We start from the raw sequence: 22,151 nt of genomic DNA on the forward strand, positions 1-22,151 counted from the left end.
CGGTGCGCGGCGACTACGCGGCGCTGCTGTTCGACATGGACGGCACGCTGATCGACAGCATGCCGCTGCACCACGCGGCGTGGCGGCAATGGTTCGCGCTGCACGGGCTGTCGTTCGACGACGCCGGCTTCTTGGCCGCCACGGCCGGCCGCACCAACGACGAGATCCTGCGCGACCTGTTCCCCGCGCTCGACGCCGCACAGCGGCAGTCGCTGGCCGACGAGAAGGAGGCGCTGTACCGCGACGCAGCCGACCGTTCGCTGCGCATGATCGCCGGCGCCGAGGCGTTCCTGGAAGCCGCCAGCGCCGCCGGCCTGCCGCTGGCCATCTGCACCGCGGCTCCGCCGGGCAACATGCAGCACGCCTTCGCCCGCTTCGGATTCGACGCACGCGTGCAGGCCGTCACCAGCCCGGCCGACCGCCCGCAGCACGGCGGCCCGGCCGACCGCCTGCGCGGCAAGCCCCACCCCGACGTCTTCGAGGAAGCGGCGCGCCGCCTGGGCGTGCCGCCGTCGGCCTGCCTCGTCTTCGAGGACGCGCCGCTGGGCGTGGAGGCGGCGCGCCGCGCCGGCATGGATGCCGTGGCCTTGACCACCAGCATGCCCGCGGCGGCCTTCCAGCCCTACCCCAACCTGCGCCACACGATGGCCGACTTCGTCGGCTTCTCCCTGCACCAACTGACCCCGCGAGAACAGCCCCATGCGTGAAGGCACCGCCCCCGTGATCCGCCGCCAGGACTACGCCGCCCCGGCGTTCTGGATCCGCCGCGTCGACCTCACGTTCGACCTCGACGCCGCCAAGACCATCGTCGCGAGCAAGCTGCACATCGAGCGCAACGCCGCGGTGCTGGCCGACGGCGCGCCGCAGCCGCTGGTGCTGCAGGGCGAGGACATCAACGTGCTGCGCGTGATGGCCGGCGGCGAGAGCGTGTCCTTCCGCGTCGAAGGCAACCTGCTCGTGATCGACAACCCGCCGGCCGGCGACAGCTTCGTGCTCGAGGTGCGCAACACCTGCAATCCCGAGAAGAACACGCAGCTCTCGGGCCTGTACACCAGCGGCGGCGGCCTGTTCACGCAGTGCGAGGCCGAGGGCTTCCGCCGCATCACCTACTTCCTCGACCGCCCGGACGTGATGGCGGTCTACACCGTCACGTTGCGTGCCGACCGCACGAAGTACCCGGTGCTGCTGAGCAACGGCAACCTGGTGGCGCAGGGCACGCTGGACAACGGCCGCCACTTCGCCACCTGGCACGACCCCTTCCCCAAGCCCAGCTACCTGTTCGCGCTGGTGGCTGCCGACCTGGTGTGCCGCGAGCAGCGCATCACCACGCGCGCCGGCCGCGAGCACCTCCTGCAGGTCTACGTGCGCCGCGGCGACCTCGGCAAGACCGAGCACGCGATGGCCTCGCTGGTGGCCAGCGTGGTCTGGGACGAGGCCCGCTTCGGCCTGCCACTGGACCTGGAGCGCTTCATGGTCGTGGCCGTCGAAGACTTCAACATGGGCGCGATGGAGAACAAGGGCCTGAACATCTTCAACACGAAGTACGTTCTCGCCAGCCCCGCCACCGCCACCGACGACGACTTCGCCGGCATCGAGAGCGTGGTCGGCCACGAGTACTTCCACAACTGGACCGGCAACCGCATCACCTGCCGCGACTGGTTCCAGCTGTCGCTGAAGGAGGGCCTGACGGTCTTCCGCGACCAGGAATTCAGCATGGACATGGCCGGCAGCGCGAGCGCGCGCGCCGTCAAGCGCATCCAGGACGTGCTGATGCTGCGCGCGCGCCAGTTCCCCGAGGACGCGGGTGCGATGGCGCACCCGGTGCGGCCCGACAGCTACGCCGCCATCGACAACTTCTACACCGCCACCGTCTACGAGAAGGGCGCCGAGGTGGTGCGCATGATGCACACGCTGGTGGGCCGCGAAGGCTTTGCGCGCGGCATCACGCTGTACTTCCAGCGCCACGACGGGCAGGCCGTGACCTGCGACGACTTCGCGCAGGCCATCGCCGACGCCAACCCCGGCAGCGCGCTCGGCGCGCGGCTGGACGCCTTCAAGCGCTGGTACGCGCAGGCCGGCACGCCGCGCCTGCAGGCGCGCGGCCACTACGACGCCGAGGCGCGCCGCTACACGCTGACGCTGACGCAGAGCGCCCTGCCCTCGCCCGGCCAGCCGCACAAGCAGCCGTACGTGATCCCGGTGCTGACGGCGCTGATCGGCCACGACGGCCGCGAACTGGCGGCCGAGCGGCTCCTGGTGCTGGACGGCACTTCGCAGAGCTTCACGTTCGAGGGCATCGACGCGGCACCGGTGCCGTCGCTGCTGCGCGGCTTCTCGGCGCCCGTGGTGCTGGACGACGGCCTGTCCGACGCCGAGCTGCTGGTGCTGCTGGCTCACGACAGCGACCCCTTCAACCGCTGGGAAGCCGGCCAGCGCCTGGCACTGCAGCGCCTGCTGCGGCAGCTGCAGCAGCCGGCACCGCTGGACGCGCCCTTCATCGAGGCGATGCGCGGCGTGCTGCGCCACCCGACGCTGGACCCGGCGTTCAAGGAACTGGCCCTGGTGCTGCCCAGCGAGGGCTACGTCGCCGAGCAGCTGGAGCGCTTCGACCCGCAGGCCATCCACGCCGCGCGGGTGCAGCTGCGCGACGCCCTGGCCACCGCGCTGCACGACGACTGGGTCTGGGCCTTCGACACCCACGCCGTGCGCGAAGGCTACGCGCCCACGCCCGCGCAGGCCGGCCGCCGCGCCCTGGTGAACCTGGCGCTGCACATGCTGTGCCGGCACGCCGCGCACCACGACGACCCGGTGTGGCCGGGCCGGGCGTACCAGCGCGTCAAGACCGCCGGCAACATGACCGAGCGCCTGGGCGCGCTGCAGGCCCTGCTGGACACGCCCTCGCCGCTGGCCGACGCCGCGCTGGCGCACTTCCATGCCCAGGCGGGCGGCGATGCGCTGGTGCTCGACAAGTGGTTCATGCTGCAGGCGCACGCCCCCGAGCCGCTGGGCGCCGACGCCGGCCGCGCGTTCGCCCGTGCGAAGGCGCTGCTCAAGCACCCCGACTTCTCGCTGAAGAACCCCAACCGCGTGCGCAGCCTGGTGCTGGCGCTGTGCTCGGCCAACCCTGCGGCCTTCCACCGTGCCGACGCCGCCGGCTACGTGCTGTGGTCCGAGAAGCTGCTGGAACTGGACGCCATCAACCCGCAGCTCGCTGCGCGCCTGGCGCGCGTGATGGACCGCTGGAGCGCACTGGCCGAGCCCTACCGCAGCGCTGCGCGCGAGGCCATCGCGCGCGTGGCCGTCAAGCCCGATCTCAGCGACGACGTGCGCGAGATCGTCACCCGTGCCCTGGAGATCGCAGCATGAAGCGCGTCAGCCTCACCCAGTACCTCGTCGAGCAGCAGCGCGAACACGGCCTCATCCCGAGCCAGCTGCGGCTGCTGATCGAGGTCGTCGCGCGGGCCTGCAAGCGCATCGCGATCGCCGTCAACAAGGGCGCACTGGGCGACGTGCTCGGCAGCGCCGGCAGCGAGAACGTGCAGGGCGAGGTGCAGAAGAAGCTCGACATCATCAGCAACGAGGTGCTGATCGAGGCCAACGAATGGGGCGGCCACCTGGCCGCGATGGCCAGCGAGGAGATGGACAGCATCCACGTCGTGCCCAACCGCTACCCGCAGGGCGAGTACATGCTGCTGTTCGATCCGCTGGACGGCAGCAGCAACATCGACGTCAACGTCAGCATCGGCACCATCTTCAGCGTGCTGCGCAAGGTCGGCCACGCGCGCGGCGTGGCCGAGGAGGACTTCCTGCAGCCGGGCAAGCACCAGGCCGCGGCCGGCTACTGCGTCTACGGCCCGCAGACCATGCTGGTGCTGACCGTGGGCAACGGCGTGGCGATGTTCACGCTCGACCGCGAGACCGGCTCCTGGGTGCTGACGCAGCAGGACGTGCAGATTCCCGAGGACACGAAGGAATTCGCGATCAACATGTCGAACATGCGCCACTGGGCCCCGCCCGTGCGGCGCTACATCGACGAGTGCCTGGCCGGCAAGACCGGCCCGCGCGGCAAGGACTTCAACATGCGCTGGGTGGCCAGCATGGTGGCCGACGTGCACCGCATCCTGATGCGCGGCGGCATCTTCATGTACCCCTGGGACCAGCGCGAGCCCGACAAGCCCGGCAAGCTGCGCCTGATGTACGAGGCCAATCCGATGTCGTTCCTGATCGAGCAGGCCGGCGGCATGGCCACCAACGGCGCCGAGCGCATCCTCGACATCCCCCCGGGCAAGCTGCACGAACGGGTCAGCGTGATCCTGGGTTCGAAGAACGAGGTCGCACGCGTCACCGCCTACCACCAGGCCGCGGGTTGACGCACGTCAATTCGGCGGGTTCTGATCGCAGGACCCATTGAAAGTCAGAGAAACCCACCTCTGATTGGACAAACGTCGGACACTGTGACGCCCGGTCTCAGAATCGGGCCTTGTTCCCACCGACAACGCTTGTCCGACCCCATAGACTTGTGGTTTTTGCGGCTGACCACCCCAAACACATGCTCCCCAAGTCCATGGCCCTGATCGACGACGACGTCGACTTCACCGACGCGTTCGCAGCCTTCCTGCGCGAGCAGGGCGTCGACGTGCGCGTGTTCCCCGACAGCAGCGACCTGCTGGCCAGCGAATCGCCCTTCGGCTACGAGTTCTATGTCGTCGACCTGATGCTGCCGGGCGTCGTCGGCGACGAGCTGATCCGCATCCTGCGCCGCCGCACCGACGCCGGGGTGCTGGTGGTGTCGGGCAAGGTCGGTGCCTCCACGTTCGAAGGCGTGGTCGACGCCGGCGCCGACATGTACCTGGAGAAGCCGGTCAGCCTGGAGCAGATCCTGCTGGTCATCAAGGCCCTGCAGCGCCGCGCGGTGATGCGCGGACAACGCGAGCAGTCGTGGTCGGTGGACCTGCGCGCCAGCCAGCTGCTGGCACCCGACGGCGCACGCGTCGACCTGAGCGACACCGACCTGACCGTGATGCGCTGCTTCCTCGACGCCGACGGCGGCATCGTGACGCGCGAGACGCTGATCCAGCGCCTGGGCCGCGACGACGCCAGCACGCTCGACAACACGCTGCACGCCACCATCTACCGCCTGCGCCGGCGCATCGAGAAGGCCTCGAAGAGCCTGGTGCCGCTGCAGAGCGAGCCGCGCGTGGGCTACATCTTCCGCGCGCCGCTGAAGTCGCTGTAGCGCACCGCGGCCGCCGGCCGCGGCGGCCTCAGACCGGCTCCACCCCCTGCGGCACCGTCAGCGTGAACACCGTGCCCTCGGGCCGGGAGCGCACGGCCACCGTGCCGCCCTGGCGCTGCATCGCGCGGCGCACGATGTACAGGCCCAATCCCTGGCCATGGCGGTCCGGCCGCCCGCGCACCCCGCGCTCGAACAGGCGCGGCAGCAGGTCCGGCGGAATGCCCGGACCGCTGTCGGCCACCTCGATCAGCAGCGCCAGCGGTTCGTCGCTGTCGGCCACGCGCAGCGTCACGCGGCCGCCGGCGCGGCCGTAGGCCAGCGCGTTGTCCAGCAGGTTGCGCAGCGCCAGCCGCACCAGTCCGATGTCCATCGCCGCGGTGCGCACGTCGGTCTGCCGCACCACGTCGACGCGGCCGCGCTCGGCCTGCGGCAGGTCACCCAGGCACAGCGCGAGCAGCATCTCGATGTCGACGTCGCGCAGCGAGACCGTGCGGTCGCTTTCCACCAGCACCGTCGACGCCGCCAGCGTGTTGTCCAGCGACGCCGTGATCTGCCGCAGCACCGAGCGCGCACGCGCGATGCGCGTCGCCGCCGCCTCGCTGGCGGCAGCACCGGTGTGCAGCGCGTCGTCCACGCCCTGCAGCACGGCCTGCGCGTTGTGCAGCGGCTGGCGCGCCTCGTGCGAGATCACGCGCAGCAGTTCCTGGCGTTCGTCGGAGAGGGCCTTCATCTCCGCCGCCTGGCGCTCGGCCACCTCGCGCCCGGCCTGCGCCACGGCCAGTTCGGCGGTGCGTGCGGCGACGCGGCGTTCGGCCTGCTCGATGGCGAAGCCCATGTAGCCGATGTTGCCCCACAGCGCCGTGAGCAGGCCGACGAAGAGCAGCAGGTACACGTCGAGCGTGAAGTCGAAGACCACGGGGTCGTCGCCCGGCGTCGCCAGGATGATCAGCAGCCGCAGCAGCGCCGCCCCCGACAGCATCAGGTAGGTGACGGCGACCATCAGCGCGCTGCGGCTGCCGGCACTGCGGGCCAGCAGCCAGGCCTCGCGCGCCAGCGCCGCCGAGGCGACGATCAGCACCACCGTGGCGACGCTCACGCGTGCCTTCACGCTGGTCTCGGCCGCCAGCACGTAGGCCACGCCGGCCAGCACCACGGTGGCCGCCACCGGCACGACCCGCACCACCAGGCCGCGCTCGCGGCGCAGCGCCGCCCAGCGCATCGCGTAGCCGACGAAACCCAGCGCATTGGCCAGCTGCAGCGTGACGAAGGCCGGCACGAAGCCGCGCAGGCCGAACAGCATGTAATTCACGCCCGTCAGCAGCGCCCCCACGCACCACAGCGCGATCGTGATGCGGTCGTGGCGGCCGTGCAGCACGGTCCACACCGTCAGCGGCATCAGCGTGTACAGCACCCCCACCGTGAGCAGGATGGTGTAGGGATCGAGCGGCTGGCCGGCGGTGGACATGGGCGAGGACGATAGCAGCGGCCCGCTGCTGCCGAGACCGCAAAATGCACCCCTTTGCGTCCCCGCGAGAGCCTGCCATGCCCCCCAGCAACAACGACTTCGGACTCATCGGCCTGGCCGTGATGGGCCAGAACCTCGTGCTCAACGTCGCCAGCCGCGGCTTCGGCGTCAGCGTCTACAACCGCACCCCCGAGGTCACGGCCGCGTTCGTCGCCCGCCACCCCGGCCAGCGCCTGTTCGGCGCGGCCACGCTGCCAGAGTTCGTGGCCAGCCTGGCGCGACCGCGCAAGGTGATGCTGATGGTGAAGGCCGGCAGTGCGGTCGACGCGGTCATCGAGCAACTGCTGCCGCTGCTGGAGCCGGGCGACATCGTCATCGACGGCGGCAACAGCCTGTACACCGACACCGAGCGCCGCGACGCCTGGCTCACCGGGCTGGGCCTGCGCTTCATCGGCGCCGGTGTCAGCGGCGGCGAGGAAGGCGCGCGCAAGGGCCCGGCGATCATGCCCGGCGGCCCGGCGTCCACCTGGGACGTGATGCGACCGGTGTTCGAGGCCATCGCCGCGAAGGTCGACGGCACGCCCTGCGTCGTGCACATCGGCCCCGGCGGCGCCGGCCACTACGTGAAGATGATCCACAACGGCATCGAGTACGGCGACATGCAGCTGATCTGCGAGGCCTACGCGCTGTTCCAGGCCGCGGGCTTCAGCGCCGACGAGATGGCCGCCGTGTTCGAGCAGTGGAACGCCGGCGAGCTGCAGAGCTACCTGATCCAGATCACCGCCAAGGCGCTGGCGCAGAAGGACACCGAGACCGGCCGCCCGCTGGTGGACCTGATCCTCGACAAGGCCGGCCAGAAGGGCACCGGCCAGTGGACGCTGCTGAACGCGGCGGAGAACGCCGTCGTCATCAGCACCATCAACGCCGCGGTGGAAGCGCGCGTGCTGTCGTCGCAGAAGGCGCAGCGCGTGGCGGCCAGCACGCAGCTGCACGGGCCGGTGGCCGACCTGGCGCCGCACAAGGCCGCACTGGTGGCGCAGGTGCACGACGCGCTGTACGCGAGCAAGGTGGTCAGCTACGCGCAGGGCCTGGACCTGATGCGCACGATGAGCGAGAAGAAGCAGTGGGCGCTGGACCTGGGCGCCATCGCGCGCATCTGGCGCGGCGGCTGCATCATCCGCGCGCGCTTCCTGAACCGCATCACCGAGGCCTACGCGCAGGACCCGCAGCTGGCCAACCTGATGCTGGCGCCCTTCTTCCGCGACCTGCTCAACCGCACGCAGCTGCACTGGCGCGCCGTGGTGGCGCTGGCGGTGCAGAACGGCATCGCGGTGCCGGCCTTCAGCGCCTCGCTGGCCTACTACGACAGCTTCCGCAGCGCGCGGCTGCCGGCCAACCTGCTGCAGGCGCAGCGCGACTTCTTCGGCGCCCACACCTACGAGCGCATCGACAAGCCCGCCGGCCAGTGGTTCCACACCGACTGGCCCGAGGTCATCGAGTGAAGCTGCTCAGTCTTCGCTGAGCGCCATCAGCATGTCGGCGTACCAGGCGCAGTTCAGGCCCAGCGACTCGTCCTGCACGCGGTCGCGGCTGGCCATGTCCAGCCGCGCCGAGTGCACGCCCAGCAGCTGCCACGGCAGCTCGCCCAGCGACTCGTCGCGCATCACCACCGGCGCGCCGCTGGCGCCGCGGTGCGTCAGCGCGTCGGTGAGGAAGTAGCCCTGGCCCTGGAAGCGGATGCCGAAGGCCGAGGCCACCACGGCCTGGCGCACCACCGGCAGATGGTGCACGGTGTCGTGGAAGCCCAGCGGGAAGCCGACGATCAGCACCGAGCTGCCGACCTCGACGCTGGCGCCGCGGCGCGGCAGGTGCGCGGGCGTGAAGGCGCGCAGCACGGCGTCCTCGGGCAGCGCGGCGCGGTCGATCTCGATCATCGCGACGTCGATCTCGCCGCCCGAGTCGGTGCCCTGGCGCCACTGGCTGCGGCCGTCGCGGAACAGCAGCAGCGAGAAGCCGGTGGAACGCGTGAGGTCGGTGGCGTCGGTGTGCAGCTCGATCTCGATGCGGTTCGGGTGGTGGCGCGACGGCGTGTCGACCAGCACGTGCCGGCTGGTCACGAGGAACAGGCGTTCGTCGCGCAGGAAGAAGAAGCCGGTGGCGCCGGTCAGCCCGCGCTGGTGCTCGAAGGTGGAGATGCGCGTGGCGGCGAGCAGCAGGGAATCGATCATGGGGCGCGTGTCCTTCGCAGCAGGGCGCTCGCGGCAGCGGCTCGGCATGCGCGCGACGGATCGTCGTTGCACGGTAGCACAGCCGCCCCCACGCTTGCGGGCCCGACGTCGTCACGCCGGGGTGCTATGGTCGGCCATCCGACTGCGCCAGAAGGAACGTCCATGACCTTGCCTCTGCCTGAAGCGCCGGCGCTGCGCCGCCAGGCCTTGCGTGATGCGCTGCTGTCCACGGTGGACCTGCTCAAGCGCCGCCGTGCTGCCGAGATCGACAGCGACTACATCGACGGCTACGTCGCGATGAACTGGCTCGAATGGAACGGTGGCGGCCTGCGCCTGACCACCACCGGCGACAACGTCTGCCGGCAACTGCAGCTGCAGGTGCAGCGCGTCGACTGACGGGTGCGCAGGGCCGGCGCGGACCGCACCCGGCTAGCGGGCCGCGGCCTGCAGGCAGGCGTCGCGCCGGGCGCGGCCGCGTTCGGCGTTGCAGCGCCACACCACGTCGGCCTGCTGCTGCGCTTCCTGGCGCAGCGAGACACCGCGCCGCACGCCCTGCTGCAGCACCACCAGCAGCGCCGCCAGCAGGCCCAGCGCCAGCAGCAGCGCCAGCACCGTCCACGCCAGCGGCCGGCGGCGCCACCGGCGCGCTGTGCCGGACATCCGGCGCGTCCATGCCGCCTGCATCGTGGATTCCTCGTGCGTGTCTTGTGCGTGTGCCGTCGGGGGTCGCGGGTGTCGGGCCGGGACGCCTTGCCGCGTGCTCCTGCTCGCCCGGCACACGGCCCGGGTTATGTGCGCTGGTGCACAGTCAGCTCCGGTGACCGGCCGCATGCTCTGCAACATCATGAGCAACGCACGGCACGATCCCGACAGCCTCTACCCGGGGCCCGCCACCCCCATCCGATGCCCGCTGTGCGATGGCGTGTCGTACCGGGTGCCCAGGCAGTGGATCGATCGCATCACCAGCCTGTGGCGGCCGGTCCAGCGCTTCGAGTGCCAGCGCACACCGTGCCGCCACAGCTTCACGGTGCGCGCCGGGCCGCCCCAGGTCAGGACTTCTTCGGGTCGTCGCTGAACCAGTCGTCGCTGGCCTGGCGCTGCCAAGCGGTGATCTGGCGCTCTGCGTCGTCCTTGGCCACGCCGTAGCGTTCCTGGATCTTGCCCGCCAGCTGGTCGCGGCGACCGGCCACGACGGCCATGTCGTCGTCGGTGAGCTCACCCCACTGCGCCTTGGCGCGACCCATCAGCTGGGTCCAGCCGCCTTCGATGCGGTCCCAGTTCACGGGCGCACCACGAGTTCGTTCTTCACGGACTTCACGCCGTTGACCTTCCAGGTCAGGCTTTCGGCGATCGAGCGTTCGCTGCTGTTCTTCGCGAAGCCCGACAGCATCACGACGCCGTTGAGCGTCTCCACGCTGATGGCGCCGGCATCGACGCTCTTGTTGTCGATGAAGCGGGCCTTCACGGCCGTGGTGATGGCCGTGTCGTCGACATAGGCGCCCACCGACTCCTGGCCGCGCGTGACGGCGCAGCCAGCGGTGGTGAGCAGGGCCAGTGCGATGCACGTGGCAGCCAGGGGTGTACGGATGTTCATGAAGATCTCCAGAAGGTCGGCAGGAAACCGGTCGCCTCGCCGCGGCCGGTGCATGCAGCCACTGTAGGGACGCCCCCCCGCGCCCGCCATCGTCCGAGGCCGACGGGCCGCGTAGGACAGCGCCGCATGCCGCAGCGGCGGCCCGCGTTGCGTGCGCCAGCGCACCGACCGCGCACCCCACCGGCCCCACCTTGTGCGCACCCATCTCCAACCTGGAATCACGATGACCCATTCCCACGTCTCGCGCCTGCTCGCGGCCTCGGCCCTGGCCGGCGCCGTCGCGCTGCTCGGCGCCTGCGCCAGCACGCCGCCGCCATCGTCCGAGCTCGCCGTCTCCACCGCCGCGGTGGCCCACGCCGCCGGCGCCGGCGCTCCCGAAGGCGCACCGGCCGAAATGCGCAGCGCGCGCGACAAGCTGGCGCGCGCCCAGGCCGCCAGCAGCAGCGGCGACCACGACCTGGCCCGCCGCCTGGCCCTGGAAGCCACGGCCGAGGCGCAGCTGGCCGAGGCCCTGACCGAGGCGGTGCGCGCCCGCAAGGCCGTCGCGGAGCTGAACGAGGCCGACCGCGTGCTGCGCGAGGAAATGGCACGCAAGGCACGCACCCCGCAATGAGCTTCCACCTCCGAAAGACCCGCATGACATCGACTCCTTCGACCAAGATCCCCGCCGCTGCCGCCAGCCGCCGCTTCGCACCCGCACTGCTCGCGGCCGCCGCCATCGCGGCCCTGGCCGCGTGCAGCAGCCTGCCGCCCGACAACATGGCGCTGGAAGCCGCACGCCGCGACCTGCGCGCCGCGCAGGCCAACCCGCAGAGCCAGGCGCTGGCCGCCACCGAGATGCGCCAGGCCGCCACTGCGCTGCAGGCCGCCGAGGCCGCGCAGGCGCGCAGCGCCGACCGCGCCGAGGTGGACCACCTCGCGTCGCTCGCCAGCACGCGCACGGCGATCGCCGTGGCCACCACCGACCGCAAGAACGCCGACCAGGCCGTCGTGGCGGCGCAGGCCGAACGCGACCGCATGCGCCTGGCCGCGCGCACCGCCGAGGTCGAGCAGGCGCAGCGCAGCGCCACCAGCGCCCAGGGCCGTGCCGATGCCTCGCAGCGCAGCGCCGACAGCGCGCAGCAGGCCGCGGCCGGTGCGCAGCAGCAGGCGATCGCGGCGCGCCAGGACGCCGCCGTCTCGGCGCAGCAGGCCGCGCAGGCGCAGCAGCAGACCGCCGACGCCGAGGCGCGCAACCGCGCCCTGCTGGCCCAGTTGCAGGACATGGACGCGAAGCAGACCGAGCGCGGCCTCGTCGTGACGATGGGCGACGTGCTGTTCGACAGCGGCGCGGCGCAGCTCAAGAGCGGCGGCCAGCGCCACGTCGACAAGCTGGTGGCCTTCCTGCGCGACAACCCGCAGCGCAGCGCGCTGGTCGAGGGCTTCACCGACAGCGTCGGCAGCGACAGCATGAACCAGGCGCTGTCGAGCCAGCGCGCCGACGCCGTGCGCGCGGCCCTGGTCGCCGGCGGCATCGGCAGCGACCGCCTCACCACCGTCGGTTACGGCGAAGCCTTCCCGGTGGCCGGCAACGACAGTGCGGGCGGCCGCCAGATGAACCGGCGCGTCGAGGTGGTGCTGTCGAACGACGGCGCGCGCGTGCGCCCGCGCTAGTCGCGCGTTCTTCCAGCGTCAGGGCAGCGGCACCACGAAGTGCGTGTCGCCGCGCAGGCCGGGCCAGCAGAGATGCGCGCCCGGCTTCAGCACGTGGGCCCCCGGCGGCACGGGGGCGGTGCCGCGCTGCAGCGTGAAGCGCATCGTGCGGCCCTCGCGCCGGAGCACCAGCGTCGCCTGCGGCCAGTGCGACGGCAGGCACGGACGCAGCACGAGGTCGAGCGCGGTCCAGCGCAGGCCGAACACGCCTTCGATCGCGGCACGGTGCATCCAGGCCGCGGCGCCCGTGTACCAGCTCCAGCCGCCGCGCCCGGTGTAGGGCGGCTGCGAGCACACGTCGCCGGCCACGGCATAGGGCTCCAGCCCGTAGGCCGGGCCCCACACCGGGTGCACCGCGCGGTGCGCCGGGCTGAGCCAGGTGAAGTCGCGGTAGACGCGGTCCTGCGCGGCGCGGTCGTCGGGTGTGCGCCGCGCCAGCTCGGCCTGCGCCAGCAGCGCCCACACCGCGCCGTGCGTGTACTGGCCGCCGTTCTCGCGCACGCCCGGCGGGTAGGCCTGGATGTAGCCGGCGCTCGGCTGCGCGTGCACCAGCGGCGGGTCCAGCAGGCGCAGCAGGCCGTGGTCGGTGTCGGCCAGCAGCGCTTCGGCGCAGGCCATCGCACGCTCCTGCAGCGGCCGCGGCACGGCGTCGGCCAGCACGGCCCAGGCCTGCGCGATGAGGTCGATGCGCGCCTCGGCGTTGGCGTTCGCGCCCAGTGCCGAGCCGTCGTCGAAGAAGCCGCGCTTGAACCACGCACCGTCCCAGGCCGGGCCCTGCAGGGCGGCGCGCCAGCGCGAGGCCGCGGCCTGCCAGCGCTGCGCGCGCGCGGCCTCGCCCCGGGCGCGTGCCAGCGGCGCGAAGTCGGCCACCAGCCGGCACAGGAACCACGCCAGCCACACCGACTCGCCCTGCCCGCCGTGGCCGACGCGGTTCATGCCGTCGTTCCAGTCCCCGCTGCCCATCAGCGGCAGGTTGTGCGCGCCCATCGCCAGGCTGCGGTCGATGGCGCGCGCCGCGTGCTCGTAGACGCTGGCGCTCTCGCTGCCCACCCGCGGCGTGTCGTACACGTCCTCGGCGCCATCGGGGATGGCGGCCCCCTCCAGGAACGGGACCTGCTCGTCGAGCAGCGTGGCGTCGCCGGTGCAGCGCTGGTGGTGCACGCAGGCGTGCGCCAGCCACAGCAGGTCGTCGGAGAAGTGCGTGCGCACGCCGGCGCCGCCCGGGGCGTGCCACCAGTGCTGCACGTCGCCTTCGGCGAACTGGCGCGAGGCGCACAGCAGGATCTGCGCGCGCAGCAGCTCGGGCGCCGACCAGGCCAGCGCCAGCGTGTCCTGCAGCTGGTCGCGGAAGCCCGTGGCGCCACCCGCCTGGTAGAAGCCGGCCTTGGCCCACAGGCGGCAGCTCAGCGCCTGGTACAGCAGCCAGCGGTTGACGAGCACGTCGAACAGCGGGTCGGGCGTGGTGACGGTGGCGGTGCCGAGCCGCGCGTCCCAGTCGGCATGCACGGCCGACCAGCGTGCGGCGGCCGGCACCACCGCCGCGCTGGCCGCGAGCAGCCGCGCGGCCTCGGGCGTGGGCGCCCAGCCGAGCAGGAACACGCGCTCGCCGGCGGCACCGGCGGCCAGCGTCAGCGGCAGCGACAGCGCGGCGCAGGGGTCCAGGCCGGTGCCGCCGTGGCGGCCCAGGTGGTCGGGCAGCACGAGGCGACCGCGGGCGTCGAAGCACTCGCGGCGGTCGCAGGTCCAGTCGTCGTCGGCACCGTCGTCGCCCTCCTTGTCGCTGCCGGCCACCGCCAGGAAGGCGGTGCCGCCGCCGAAGCCGCCGGCCGCCTCGTGCTGCGTCGCCAGCAGCGCCAGCAGGCGGCCGCCGGGCAGGCGCTGCGTGTGCGCCTGGACCTGCACCGTCGCGCGCTCGCTGCGCGTGGCGCCGAGCAGCCACTCCACCAGGCCGAACAGGCGCAGCCGCTGCGTGCGGCTGCCGTGGTTCACCACGCGCAGCCGCACCTGCTTGACGGCGCTGCCGGCATCCACACACCAGGCGGCCTCCACCGCCAGGTCGCCGCGCCGGTGCGTGATGCGGGTGCCGCCCTGGCCGTGCTCGACCGTGTAGCGCGCACTGCCGTCGGCCCAGGCCGAGGGCGCCACGCTCCAGGCCTCGCGGCTGCGCAGGTCCTGCAGCAGCCACCATTCGGCCGGCAGGTCGGCCACCGGGTCGTTGCCCCAGGCCGTGAGCTGCTGCATGCGGCTGTTCAGCGCCCAGGTGTGGCCGCCGCCGCTTTCCGACAGCAGCGTGCCGAACGTGGGGTTGGCGAGCACGTTGATCCACGGCCGCGGCGGCGCCTGCGTGGCGTCGCACTCGAACACGTAGCGCCCGCTGGCGCTGTCGAAGGCGCCGCCGGCAGGCTGCAGCGGCGTGTCGTGCACCGGGCGCAGCGCCAGCGCGGTGGTCGACGTGGCATGGCGCAGCTCCAGCGCCGCGTCGTGCAGTTCGCTCCACACCTGCACGTGGTGCGCCAGCGGCCGGCCGTCGGCCACCAGGCGCACGCAGGCGCGCTGCTGCAGCGTGCGCCAGGTCTCGGGCGCGATGGCGTCGCGCTGCAGCACCAGCAGCGCCGTCGTGGCGCCGCCCTCGCCGGCGTGGCGGTCGCGCAGCATGGCCATCTCCTGCTGCAGCGTCATCTGGTACGACGCGGCTTCGGTGTTCACCAGCACCAGGTCGCAGGCGACGCCGGCCCAGGCCCACTGCCGCAGGCCCTGCGCCAGCGTGCGCAGCAGGCCCAGGCCCTGCAGGTTGCCGGCCGACACCAGCACGATGGGCCGGTCGCCCGACAGCCCCAGCGCCCACAGCGTGCGCCGGTCGGAGGCGGCGGCCGCGGGCGCCAGCGGCCGCGTCAGCGTCTGCAGCAGCGCCGTGCTCAGCACCTGCAGCGCCGCCTGGTCGGCCGCGCCCAGGCGCAGCGCACGCAGCCGGATGCCCGCCAGCGTGGCCGACATCAGCGAGGCACGCTGCACGTGGCTGGGCTGGCGGTACTTGTCGACCACGGCGCGCAGCGTCGCCGCGTCGGCCGACGCCGCGGTGGCGAAGGTCACGCGCGCCTGCCCGTGGCGCGGCAGGCGCAGGCGCACGGCCAGCACGCCCACCGGGTCCAGGCCGGTGGCGAGTGCGGTCTCGGCGCCGTCGGGCGCGGGCTGCAGCCGCGCCAGCGGCTGGCTGGCGTCGCGGTGGCGGCCCAGCCACGCGGCGCGGTCGGTCTGCAGCGCCACGTCGATCACCTGCCCGTCGCTGCCGGCGATGAAGTGCGCCGCCTGCAGCGCGGCCTCGCCGGCCAGGCGCGGCGTGCGCGTGAACACCAGCGCCTGCTGCGCCGGCCACCACTGGGTGCCGAGGAACAGCTTGGTGAAGGCCGGGTGCGCCTCGTCGGCCCGCGGCGGGCACAGCGTGGGCTCGATCGCGCTGACGAGTTCGATGTCGATCTCGCGGCCGTCGAGGTTGCTCAGGCAGACCTCGCGGAACTCGATGTCGTCCTCGGGGCTGACCCACACCGTGGTCTGCACCTGCAGCGCCGGCCACGCGGTGTCGAAGACGACGCGGTCGGCGTGGAAGCTGCAGCCGTAGTGGGCCTCGAGATCGGGCGCCGGGTGCAGCGTCAGCGAGGTCAGCGCCGGGTGGCGGTCCCAGCGCACGAAGAGGAAGCTGCCGTGGGCGTCGCGCAGCGCGTCGTCGCGTTCGCGGGTCACGCCGTCGGCGCCGCAGCGGCTGGCGCCGGCGCCGTTGGGCCGCAGCGTCACGCCGTAGCGGCCGTTGCCCAGCAGCTGCGTCGGCGGCACCGCGGCGTCGCCGGGCGGCACCGCGTGCCACAGCGCCGGCACGGACCCCTGCTCGGCCGGCAGCTGCTGCCCCGTCACCGGCATCAGCAGGCGCGGCACCTCGCGCGGCGCCGCCTCGTGCAGGAGCGACGCCACGGCCTCGATGTGCGGGTCGGCCATGCCCCAGCGCTGCGCCACGCCGTCCAGCAGCACGTTGGCCAGCGCCACGATGGTCATGCCCTGGTGGTGCGACATGTAGGTCGCCACCGGCGTGACGCGGTCGCCGGCGAGCTGCCGTGCGGGCGAGAAGTCCAGCGCCTCGATGAAGCCGTAGCGCCCGCGCGCGCCCAGCGCGGCCAGCGCCTGGAGGTTGCGCCATGCCCCGTGCGGCGCCAGCGGCGCGGCCAGCGCGGTGGCATAGGGCGCCACCACCAGCGCGTCGATCGGCGTGCGGCGCAGCGCCAGCCGCGGCACGCCCTGCGGCGCGTACTGGTAGGCCAGCGTGTGGTCGGCCGCGGCATAGGCCGATTCCGACACGCCCCAGGGCAGGCGCTGCGCCGCGCCGAAGGCCTGCTGCTCGGCCAGCGCCGCGGCGCACGCGCCCTGCAGCACGCTGCCCGGCGGCTCGGCCAGCACCAGCGACGGCATCAGGTACTCGAACATCGAGCCCGACCACGAACGCAGCCCGGCGCGCCCGCCGACGCCGTAGAACGGCCGGCCCAGCGCCGCCCAGTGGCGCACTGGCACGTCGCCCTTGGCGATGGCCAGCAGGCTGGTCAGGCGCGACTCCGAGGCCAGCAGGTCGTAGAAGCCGGCGTCGAGCTGCTGCTCGGCGACGCGGTAGCCCAGGTGCAGCAGGTGGCGCTTGCGGTGGTACAGGAAGGCGAAGTCGGGCGCCCAGGCCTGCGCCTCGCACAGGGCCGCCAGCGCCAGCAGTCGCGTGCCGGCGCCGGCCGGCCGGTCCTGGTCCAGCGCCGCCGAGGCCTCGGTGGCCGCGATGTCCTCGTGCAGCCAGCGCCGCACGTCGACGCCGCTGCTGCCGGCCAGCCGCTGCTGCAGCGCCGCCAGCGCCTGCAGCGGCGCGTCGTCGTAGGGCGCGGGGGCCAGCTCGCGGCAGGCCGCGGCCACCGCCAGCAGGTGGCCGCTGAGGTTGCCGCTGTCCACCGCCGACACGTACATCGGCAGCAGCGGCGCCAGCGTCTCGGTGTCGATCCAGTTCAGCACGTGGCCGCGGTGGCGCGGCAGCCGCTGCAGCGTCGCCAGCGTGGCCTCCAGCCGCGCCAGCAGGTCCTGCGTGCCGATCCAGCCGAAGCGGCGCGCGCACACCGCGGCCAGCAGGTACAGGCCGATGTTGGTGGGCGAGGTGCGGCGCGCCAGCATCTCGTGCGGCAGGATCTGCAGGTTGTCGGGCGGCAGGTGGTGGTCGGCGGGGCCGACGCAGCGCTCGAAGAAGCGCCAGGTGTCGCGAGCCACCGCGTCCAGCGCCAGCCGGTCCGCGGCCGGCAGCGCCGCCGCCGCGCCCTGCGGCCGGCTGGCGGCGGCGGTGGCCAGCGGCGCCAGCGCCCAGGCCGCGCACAGCGCCGCGGCCGCCCACGGCCACGGGGTGCCGGCCAGCAGCAGCAGCGCCAGCGCCAGCAGCGCCAGCAGCGACTCGTGCCGGTGCCGGCGCAGCAGCGTGCGCCAGCCGCTGCCGGCCGCGGCCTGCACCGCGGCGCTGGAGGTCCACTGCAGCAGCAGGCGCCGGCTCACCGCCTGGCGCCACAGCGCGCGGCCGATCGCGTCCAGCGCGCGCAGCGACTGCCCCGGCAGCTGCAGCAGCTGCCACAGCCCGCCCGCCGCGGCGCGCAGCAGCTCGGCCAGCGCCACCGGGTAGAAGCGGCGCGGCGCCACGTCGTCGCGCGCCGGCGCCAGCCCGGCCAGCGCACCCAGCAGCGGCCCGGCGGCGAAGGCCGCGAACACCAGCGCCAGCGCCGCCGCCGGCGCCAGCACGTGGCCGGCGAAGGCCAGCAGCAGCAGCGCCAGCGACGCCGGCGGCACCAGCGAGCGGCGCAGGTTGTCGAGCATCTTCCAGCGGTTGAGTGCACCGATGGCCAGCCGCCGCGGCTGCAGCAGCAGCGGGATCAGCTGCCAGTCGCCGCGGGTCCAGCGGTGCACGCGCGCCGCGGCGACGTCGGCGTGGAACGGGGCGTCCTCCAGCAGCGTGATGTCGCTGACGACGGCGCAGCGCAGCAGCGCGCCTTCGAGCAGGTCGTGGCTGAGCACCTGCTCGTCCGGCAGCCGGCCGCCGAGCACGCGGTGCATGGCCTGCACGTGCAGCAGGCCCTTGCCGCTGAAGCTGCCCTGGTCGAACAGGTCCTGGTAGACCTCGGAGCTGGCGGCACTGTAGGGGTCGATGCCGCTGTGCCCGGCGAACAGCCAGTGGAAGACGGTGCGCTGCGCGCGCGGCGCCAGCGGCGTGGCCACGCGCGGCTGCAGGATGCCGTGGCCGGCCACCACGCGGCGCCCGGCGCTGTCCAGCCGCGGCGTGTTGCAGGGGTGCGCGGCCACGCCCACCAGTTCGCGCAGCCGGCCCGGCGGCAGCTGCGTGTCGGCGTCGAGCGTGACGACGTAGCGCGTGTCGGCGGCGGTGCACGAGGCGGCGCCGAAGTCGATGAAGTCGTCGGTCGGTCCCACGGCCAGGTGGCGCAGCAGCGCTTCGAGCTTGCCGCGCTTGCGTTCCCAGCCGATCCAGCGCTGCTCGCTGCTGCTGAAGCGGCGCGGCCGCTGCAGCAGGATGAAGCGCGGCGCCAGGGCGTCGCCGTTGCCGTGCGCGGCATTCAGCGCCGCCAGCGCCGCCAGCGCCACCGACTGCAGCGCGGCGTCGCCCGGCAGGTGTTCGGTGACGGCATCGGCGCCGTCGCCCAGCAGCGCGAACTGCGCGTGGCGCTCGGGGTTGGCCAGGTGGTGCAGCAGCAGCCGGTGCACCAGCGCGCGCACGCCGTCGGCGTCGGTCAGCAGCGCCGGCACCACCACCAGCACGCGGTGCTCGGCCGGGATGCCGCTGCCCAGCGCCAGCCGCGGCAGGTGGCCGGGCGGCAGCGATTCGCCGATCAGCCGGTGCAGCACCGCCACCACCGCTTCCGAGGCCGGCAGCACCAGCAGCAGCGCGCCGAGCCAGCCCCAGTCGCCGACCCCGGCGCTGCGCTGGAACCAGGCCACCAGCCCCGCCGTGCCCAGCAGCAGCGTCGCCAGGTAGGCCGGCAGCAGCGCCCGGCGGGCGAGCACGCGCGCCGTGGCGGCCATGCGCTCGTCCAGGCCCAGCGCCTGGGTCAGCGCCGGGCGGCCCGGGCCCGCGAGCCAGTGCGCCGCCGGCTGTCCGGGCGGGCCCTGCTGCATCAGCGCCAGCAGGGCCTGCGCCACCGCGAGCTCGCTGCGACCGCTGCGCCGCGCCAGCCGCTCCACGCGGCGCAGCGTCTGCGCCCGCGTCATGGCATGTTCGGCCTCGAAGGCGGGGGCGCAGAGCAGGCGCTGCATCAGCGCGCTGCTGCGGCCCACGATGTCCGCCCAGTCGGCGTCGCCGATGGCGCGCAGCGAGTTGACGGCGTTGCTGACGCTCAGGTTGTCGGCCGTCTGGTCGGCCTGCAGCTGCGCCTGCGCGGCCGACGGCATCGGCAGCGCGGTGTGCAGCCAGGCCAGCACGGCGTCGGGGCCGGGCAGGCCGGTCGGGGGCGGGTCGCCGCCGCCGCCGTGGGCGGTGTCGTGGCTGGTGGTGTGGCTGGTGCCGTCCTGCAGCCGGTGTGCCATCTGCACCAGGAACACCGCGCCGGCTCCGCGGCGCTCCAGCGCCAGGAGCAGCGACTGCAGCGTCTCCACCGGCCAGCGGTCGATGGCGTCGCACACGAGGTTGGCGGCTTCGCGCGCCGCCTTGTGCGTGGCCAGCCGCTCGGCCAGGCGGCGCAGGCTTTCGATCAGCACCACGCGCAGCGTCGTCGGCAGCGCCCACATCTCGCCCAGGCGCAGCTCGCGGGTCTGCTGGTAGGCCTGCAGGAAGTGCACCAGCAGGTCTTCGTCGAAGGCGCTGTCGGTGTGTGCGACGAAGGCCCAGGCCACACCGTAGATGCGCGGCAGGCCGTCCAGCGGCTCGCCCTGCAGCATCGGCAGCGCGCGGTAGTAGCGGCGCGGCAGCGCGGCGTGGATCTCCGCCAGCTGCGCCTCGATGAGGTGGAAGTTGTCGAGCAGCCATTCCGCCGCCGGGCTGATGTCGTGCCCGGCCGCGGCCTGGCGGCCGATGAAGCGGTGCGCGGCGCGCAGCGCGCCGACATTGCTGCGCAGCCGCGGGAAGAAGGCCGCACGCGGCCAGCGCACCGGCGCGGCGTGCTGCGCCAGGCCCAGGCTGCGCGCGTGCTGCGCCAGCCGCTGCGGGCCGAAGATCTCGGCCCGCAGCGGCGGCTGCAGCACGCTGCCGCGCCCGTCCAGCAGCGCCAGCAGGTCGGGGGACGCCGTGGGCAGCTGGCGCCGCCAGACGCTGCGCATGCGTTACGCCATCCAGGCGAGCAAGCCCAGCGCCAGTGCGGCGATCACGAGCGTCGTCACGAAGCGTGCGGCCACGAAGCCATGCACCGCCTCCAGGCTGCAGCGCAGCCCGGCCAGGCGGCCGCGGCACTGGTGCACATGCTCGCCCAGCTGTTGCAGCTCACCCGGCGAGGTGTCGGTGCTGTCGCCGAGCGAGGACGTGCGCCAGCGCTGTGCGCCGTGGGGTGGGTCAGCGTGTGCCAATCACTTCGATCTCGACACGGCGGTCCGGCTGCAGGCAGGCCACCAGCCGGGCGTTCTGCTGGTTGCCCTTGCAGTCGGCGGCCTGGGTGACGGGCATCGACTCGCCCTTGCCCACCGTGCTGATCTTGCCCGCCGGGATGCGGCCGGAACCGACCAGGTAGGCCTTCACGGCATCGGCGCGCTCCAGCGACAGCGTCTGGTTGTAGGCCGCCGTGCCGATGCGGTCGGTGTGGCCTTCGACGTTGATCGTCACGTACTCCGTGCCGTCCAGTTCCTTCGCGAAGCCATCCAGCGCCTGCATGCCTTCGGGGCGCACGGTGCTCTTGTCGAAGCCGAACAGCGACTCGGCCGAGAAGCTGACCCGGCGCGGCGCCGGCGGCGGCGCCGGGGCCTGCACCACCACGGGCGGAGGCGGCTCCACCACCGCCATCACCGGCGCGGGCGCCGGTGCCGGGGCGGTCATCGCCACCGGGGCCACGTAGGGCGCCGGCGCCTCGGCACGCGGCGCCGGCGCGGCGCTGCGGCCGAACGGGAACACCAGGCTCACCGACGCCATGTCGACGTTGCCGCTCTTGCCCAGCGCATCCGCGATGCGGTAGCGCTCGAGTTCGGCACGCAGCAGCACCGCGCTGCCCAGCGCCGCCTGCAGGCCGACGCCGATCTTCGGGTTCATCTCGCGCTGGCTGGGCGTGGTGTTGGCCACCGTGGCCGCGCCGGTGCCGGCGATGTTGTTGCGCACGCGCGCGTACTGCACGCCGGCGCGGCCGAGCAGCGAGAAGGTCTCGCCCAGCGGCAGCGTGAGCACGGCGTCGACGTTGGCGCCCTGCACCTTCAGGCGGCCGTCCAGCGTGCCGTCCGGCACCGTGGTGGCGCGGTAGGTGAACTCGCCGAGCTGGAAGTAGCCGGCCTCGACACCGAAGTAGCGGTTGAACTGGCGGCCCAGGAACAGCTTGTAGCTGACGTCCTTGCTGTCGCGCTGCAGGTCGACGATGGTCGGGCCGTTGTTGCCGAGCAGCCCTTCGGCCGAGCGCAGTTCGTCGATGCGCGAGCGCGACTGTCCGGCGCCGAGGCCGAAGTAGTTGTAGCTGTCCTGCGCCGACGCCGGGACGGCGAACAGACAGGCCAGCGCGGCGAGTGCCAGGCTGTGCAGCGGAAGAGGTGTGGTCATGGCAGAGCCTTGTTGGGAGTGGAGCAGGGCCAGCAGCGCCTTCCGGCACCGTTGTCGACCTGGGTTGTAGGCCGCGTTGCGCGCGGCGTCTGTGCGCTGGCAGACCGTCGCGCACGCAGGGGCCGCGGCCCCGGCAGCAGCACCGGTCTGTGCGCTGACGCACAGAAGCCGTCCGCTGCTGCGCCTATAGTGAAAAATCGACGCCC

Annotated in this window: 16 protein-coding genes; 8 read left to right on the plus strand and 8 right to left on the minus strand. The window is 73.3% G+C overall.

Annotated features, from left to right (window positions below; all coding sequences use genetic code 11):
• Positions 1–2: 2 nt before the first annotated feature.
• The 4 genes from ACPOLB_RS08550 (at position 3) to ACPOLB_RS08565 (ending at position 5,236) form a co-directional block, all read left to right on the plus strand.
• Positions 3–707: an HAD family hydrolase gene (locus ACPOLB_RS08550; RefSeq protein WP_425260899.1), complete on the plus strand. Its 705-nt coding sequence runs from the start codon at positions 3–5 to the stop codon at positions 705–707.
• Positions 700–3,366 carry an aminopeptidase N gene (gene pepN, locus ACPOLB_RS08555; RefSeq protein ID WP_425260900.1) on the plus strand — a complete coding sequence of 889 codons (2,667 nt, stop codon included), beginning with the start codon at positions 700–702 and terminating at the stop codon, positions 3,364–3,366. The genes ACPOLB_RS08550 and pepN overlap by 8 nt, the downstream gene beginning before the upstream one ends.
• On the plus strand, positions 3,363–4,370 hold the full coding sequence (locus ACPOLB_RS08560; RefSeq protein ID WP_425260901.1) for a class 1 fructose-bisphosphatase: 1,008 nt from the start codon (positions 3,363–3,365) through the stop codon (positions 4,368–4,370). The genes pepN and ACPOLB_RS08560 overlap by 4 nt, the downstream gene beginning before the upstream one ends.
• A 179-nt stretch (positions 4,371–4,549) precedes the next feature.
• Positions 4,550–5,236: a response regulator transcription factor gene (locus ACPOLB_RS08565; RefSeq protein WP_425260902.1), complete on the plus strand. Its 687-nt coding sequence runs from the start codon at positions 4,550–4,552 to the stop codon at positions 5,234–5,236.
• 28 nt (positions 5,237–5,264) lie between these two features.
• Here the strand turns inward: ACPOLB_RS08565 and ACPOLB_RS08570 are convergent, their stop codons facing one another.
• Positions 5,265–6,701, minus strand: coding sequence for a sensor histidine kinase (locus ACPOLB_RS08570; RefSeq protein WP_425260903.1), 1,437 nt, complete (start codon positions 6,699–6,701; stop codon positions 5,265–5,267).
• A gap of 77 nt (positions 6,702–6,778) precedes the next feature.
• Between ACPOLB_RS08570 and gnd the strand changes: the two genes are divergently transcribed.
• The gene (gene gnd / locus ACPOLB_RS08575) at positions 6,779–8,203 is read left to right on the plus strand and encodes a decarboxylating NADP(+)-dependent phosphogluconate dehydrogenase (protein ID WP_425260904.1); all 1,425 of its coding nucleotides are present in this window, start codon (positions 6,779–6,781) and stop codon (positions 8,201–8,203) included.
• Between the two features lie 6 nt (positions 8,204–8,209).
• Here gnd and ACPOLB_RS08580 read toward each other — a convergent pair whose 3' ends face one another.
• Entirely contained in the window at positions 8,210–8,929 is a 720-nt protein-coding gene (locus tag ACPOLB_RS08580; RefSeq protein WP_425260905.1) for a S1 family peptidase, read from the minus strand.
• 162 nt (positions 8,930–9,091) lie between these two features.
• Here ACPOLB_RS08580 and ACPOLB_RS08585 point away from each other — a divergent pair, with 162 nt between their 5' ends.
• Positions 9,092–9,325: a hypothetical protein gene (locus tag ACPOLB_RS08585; protein WP_425260906.1), complete on the plus strand. Its 234-nt coding sequence runs from the start codon at positions 9,092–9,094 to the stop codon at positions 9,323–9,325.
• Positions 9,326–9,358: 33 nt separating this feature from the next.
• On the opposite strand, the gene ACPOLB_RS08590 is transcribed toward ACPOLB_RS08585, so the two are convergent.
• The 3 genes from ACPOLB_RS08590 to ACPOLB_RS08600 all read right to left on the minus strand — a co-directional run bounded on the left by ACPOLB_RS08590 (position 9,359) and on the right by ACPOLB_RS08600 (position 10,523).
• Entirely contained in the window at positions 9,359–9,589 is a 231-nt protein-coding gene (locus tag ACPOLB_RS08590) for a hypothetical protein (RefSeq protein WP_425260907.1), read from the minus strand.
• Between the two features lie 389 nt (positions 9,590–9,978).
• Complete coding sequence (locus ACPOLB_RS08595) at positions 9,979–10,212, minus strand: CsbD family protein (protein WP_425260908.1); 234 nt, start codon at positions 10,210–10,212, stop codon at positions 9,979–9,981.
• Positions 10,209–10,523, minus strand: coding sequence for a BON domain-containing protein (locus ACPOLB_RS08600; protein ID WP_425260909.1), 315 nt, complete (start codon positions 10,521–10,523; stop codon positions 10,209–10,211). The genes ACPOLB_RS08595 and ACPOLB_RS08600 overlap by 4 nt, the downstream gene beginning before the upstream one ends.
• 223 nt (positions 10,524–10,746) lie before the next feature.
• Here ACPOLB_RS08600 and ACPOLB_RS08605 point away from each other — a divergent pair, with 223 nt between their 5' ends.
• Both ACPOLB_RS08605 and ACPOLB_RS08610 read left to right on the plus strand, forming a co-directional pair.
• Positions 10,747–11,136: a DUF4398 domain-containing protein gene (locus tag ACPOLB_RS08605; RefSeq protein ID WP_425260910.1), complete on the plus strand. Its 390-nt coding sequence runs from the start codon at positions 10,747–10,749 to the stop codon at positions 11,134–11,136.
• Between the two features lie 23 nt (positions 11,137–11,159).
• A complete protein-coding gene (locus tag ACPOLB_RS08610) occupies positions 11,160–12,176 on the plus strand; it encodes an OmpA family protein (RefSeq protein ID WP_425260911.1) in 1,017 nt (338 codons plus the stop codon).
• 18 nt (positions 12,177–12,194) lie between these two features.
• Here ACPOLB_RS08610 and ACPOLB_RS08615 read toward each other — a convergent pair whose 3' ends face one another.
• From ACPOLB_RS08615 to ACPOLB_RS08625, 3 genes are read right to left on the minus strand one after another with little or no spacing between them, the layout of a single operon-like run.
• Positions 12,195–20,534, minus strand: a complete 8,340-nt coding sequence (locus ACPOLB_RS08615; protein ID WP_425260912.1) for a GH36-type glycosyl hydrolase domain-containing protein — start codon at positions 20,532–20,534, stop codon at positions 12,195–12,197.
• A 3-nt stretch (positions 20,535–20,537) separates the two neighbouring features.
• Complete coding sequence (locus ACPOLB_RS08620; protein ID WP_425260915.1) at positions 20,538–20,777, minus strand: hypothetical protein; 240 nt, start codon at positions 20,775–20,777, stop codon at positions 20,538–20,540.
• The gene (locus ACPOLB_RS08625; RefSeq protein ID WP_425260917.1) at positions 20,764–21,945 is read right to left on the minus strand and encodes an OmpA family protein; all 1,182 of its coding nucleotides are present in this window, start codon (positions 21,943–21,945) and stop codon (positions 20,764–20,766) included. The genes ACPOLB_RS08620 and ACPOLB_RS08625 overlap by 14 nt, the downstream gene beginning before the upstream one ends.
• Between the last annotated feature and the right edge of the window lie 206 nt (positions 21,946–22,151).

Source organism: Rubrivivax soli, assembly GCF_049810355.1.
In the GTDB taxonomy this organism is placed as follows: domain Bacteria; phylum Pseudomonadota; class Gammaproteobacteria; order Burkholderiales; family Burkholderiaceae_C; genus Rubrivivax.

Coding starts and splice junctions, on each gene's coding strand:
- pepN (WP_425260900.1), top strand. CDS start 700: ATGCGTGAAGGCACCGCCCCCGTGATCCGCCGCCAGGACTACGCCGCC.
- ACPOLB_RS08560 (WP_425260901.1), top strand. CDS start 3,363: ATGAAGCGCGTCAGCCTCACCCAGTACCTCGTCGAGCAGCAGCGCGAA.
- ACPOLB_RS08565 (WP_425260902.1), top strand. CDS start 4,550: ATGCTCCCCAAGTCCATGGCCCTGATCGACGACGACGTCGACTTCACC.
- ACPOLB_RS08570 (WP_425260903.1), bottom strand. CDS start 6,701: ATGTCCACCGCCGGCCAGCCGCTCGATCCCTACACCATCCTGCTCACG.
- gnd (WP_425260904.1), top strand. CDS start 6,779: ATGCCCCCCAGCAACAACGACTTCGGACTCATCGGCCTGGCCGTGATG.
- ACPOLB_RS08580 (WP_425260905.1), bottom strand. CDS start 8,929: ATGATCGATTCCCTGCTGCTCGCCGCCACGCGCATCTCCACCTTCGAG.
- ACPOLB_RS08585 (WP_425260906.1), top strand. CDS start 9,092: ATGACCTTGCCTCTGCCTGAAGCGCCGGCGCTGCGCCGCCAGGCCTTG.
- ACPOLB_RS08590 (WP_425260907.1), bottom strand. CDS start 9,589: ATGTCCGGCACAGCGCGCCGGTGGCGCCGCCGGCCGCTGGCGTGGACG.
- ACPOLB_RS08600 (WP_425260909.1), bottom strand. CDS start 10,523: ATGAACATCCGTACACCCCTGGCTGCCACGTGCATCGCACTGGCCCTG.
- ACPOLB_RS08605 (WP_425260910.1), top strand. CDS start 10,747: ATGACCCATTCCCACGTCTCGCGCCTGCTCGCGGCCTCGGCCCTGGCC.
- ACPOLB_RS08610 (WP_425260911.1), top strand. CDS start 11,160: ATGACATCGACTCCTTCGACCAAGATCCCCGCCGCTGCCGCCAGCCGC.
- ACPOLB_RS08615 (WP_425260912.1), bottom strand. CDS start 20,534: ATGCGCAGCGTCTGGCGGCGCCAGCTGCCCACGGCGTCCCCCGACCTG.
- ACPOLB_RS08625 (WP_425260917.1), bottom strand. CDS start 21,945: ATGACCACACCTCTTCCGCTGCACAGCCTGGCACTCGCCGCGCTGGCC.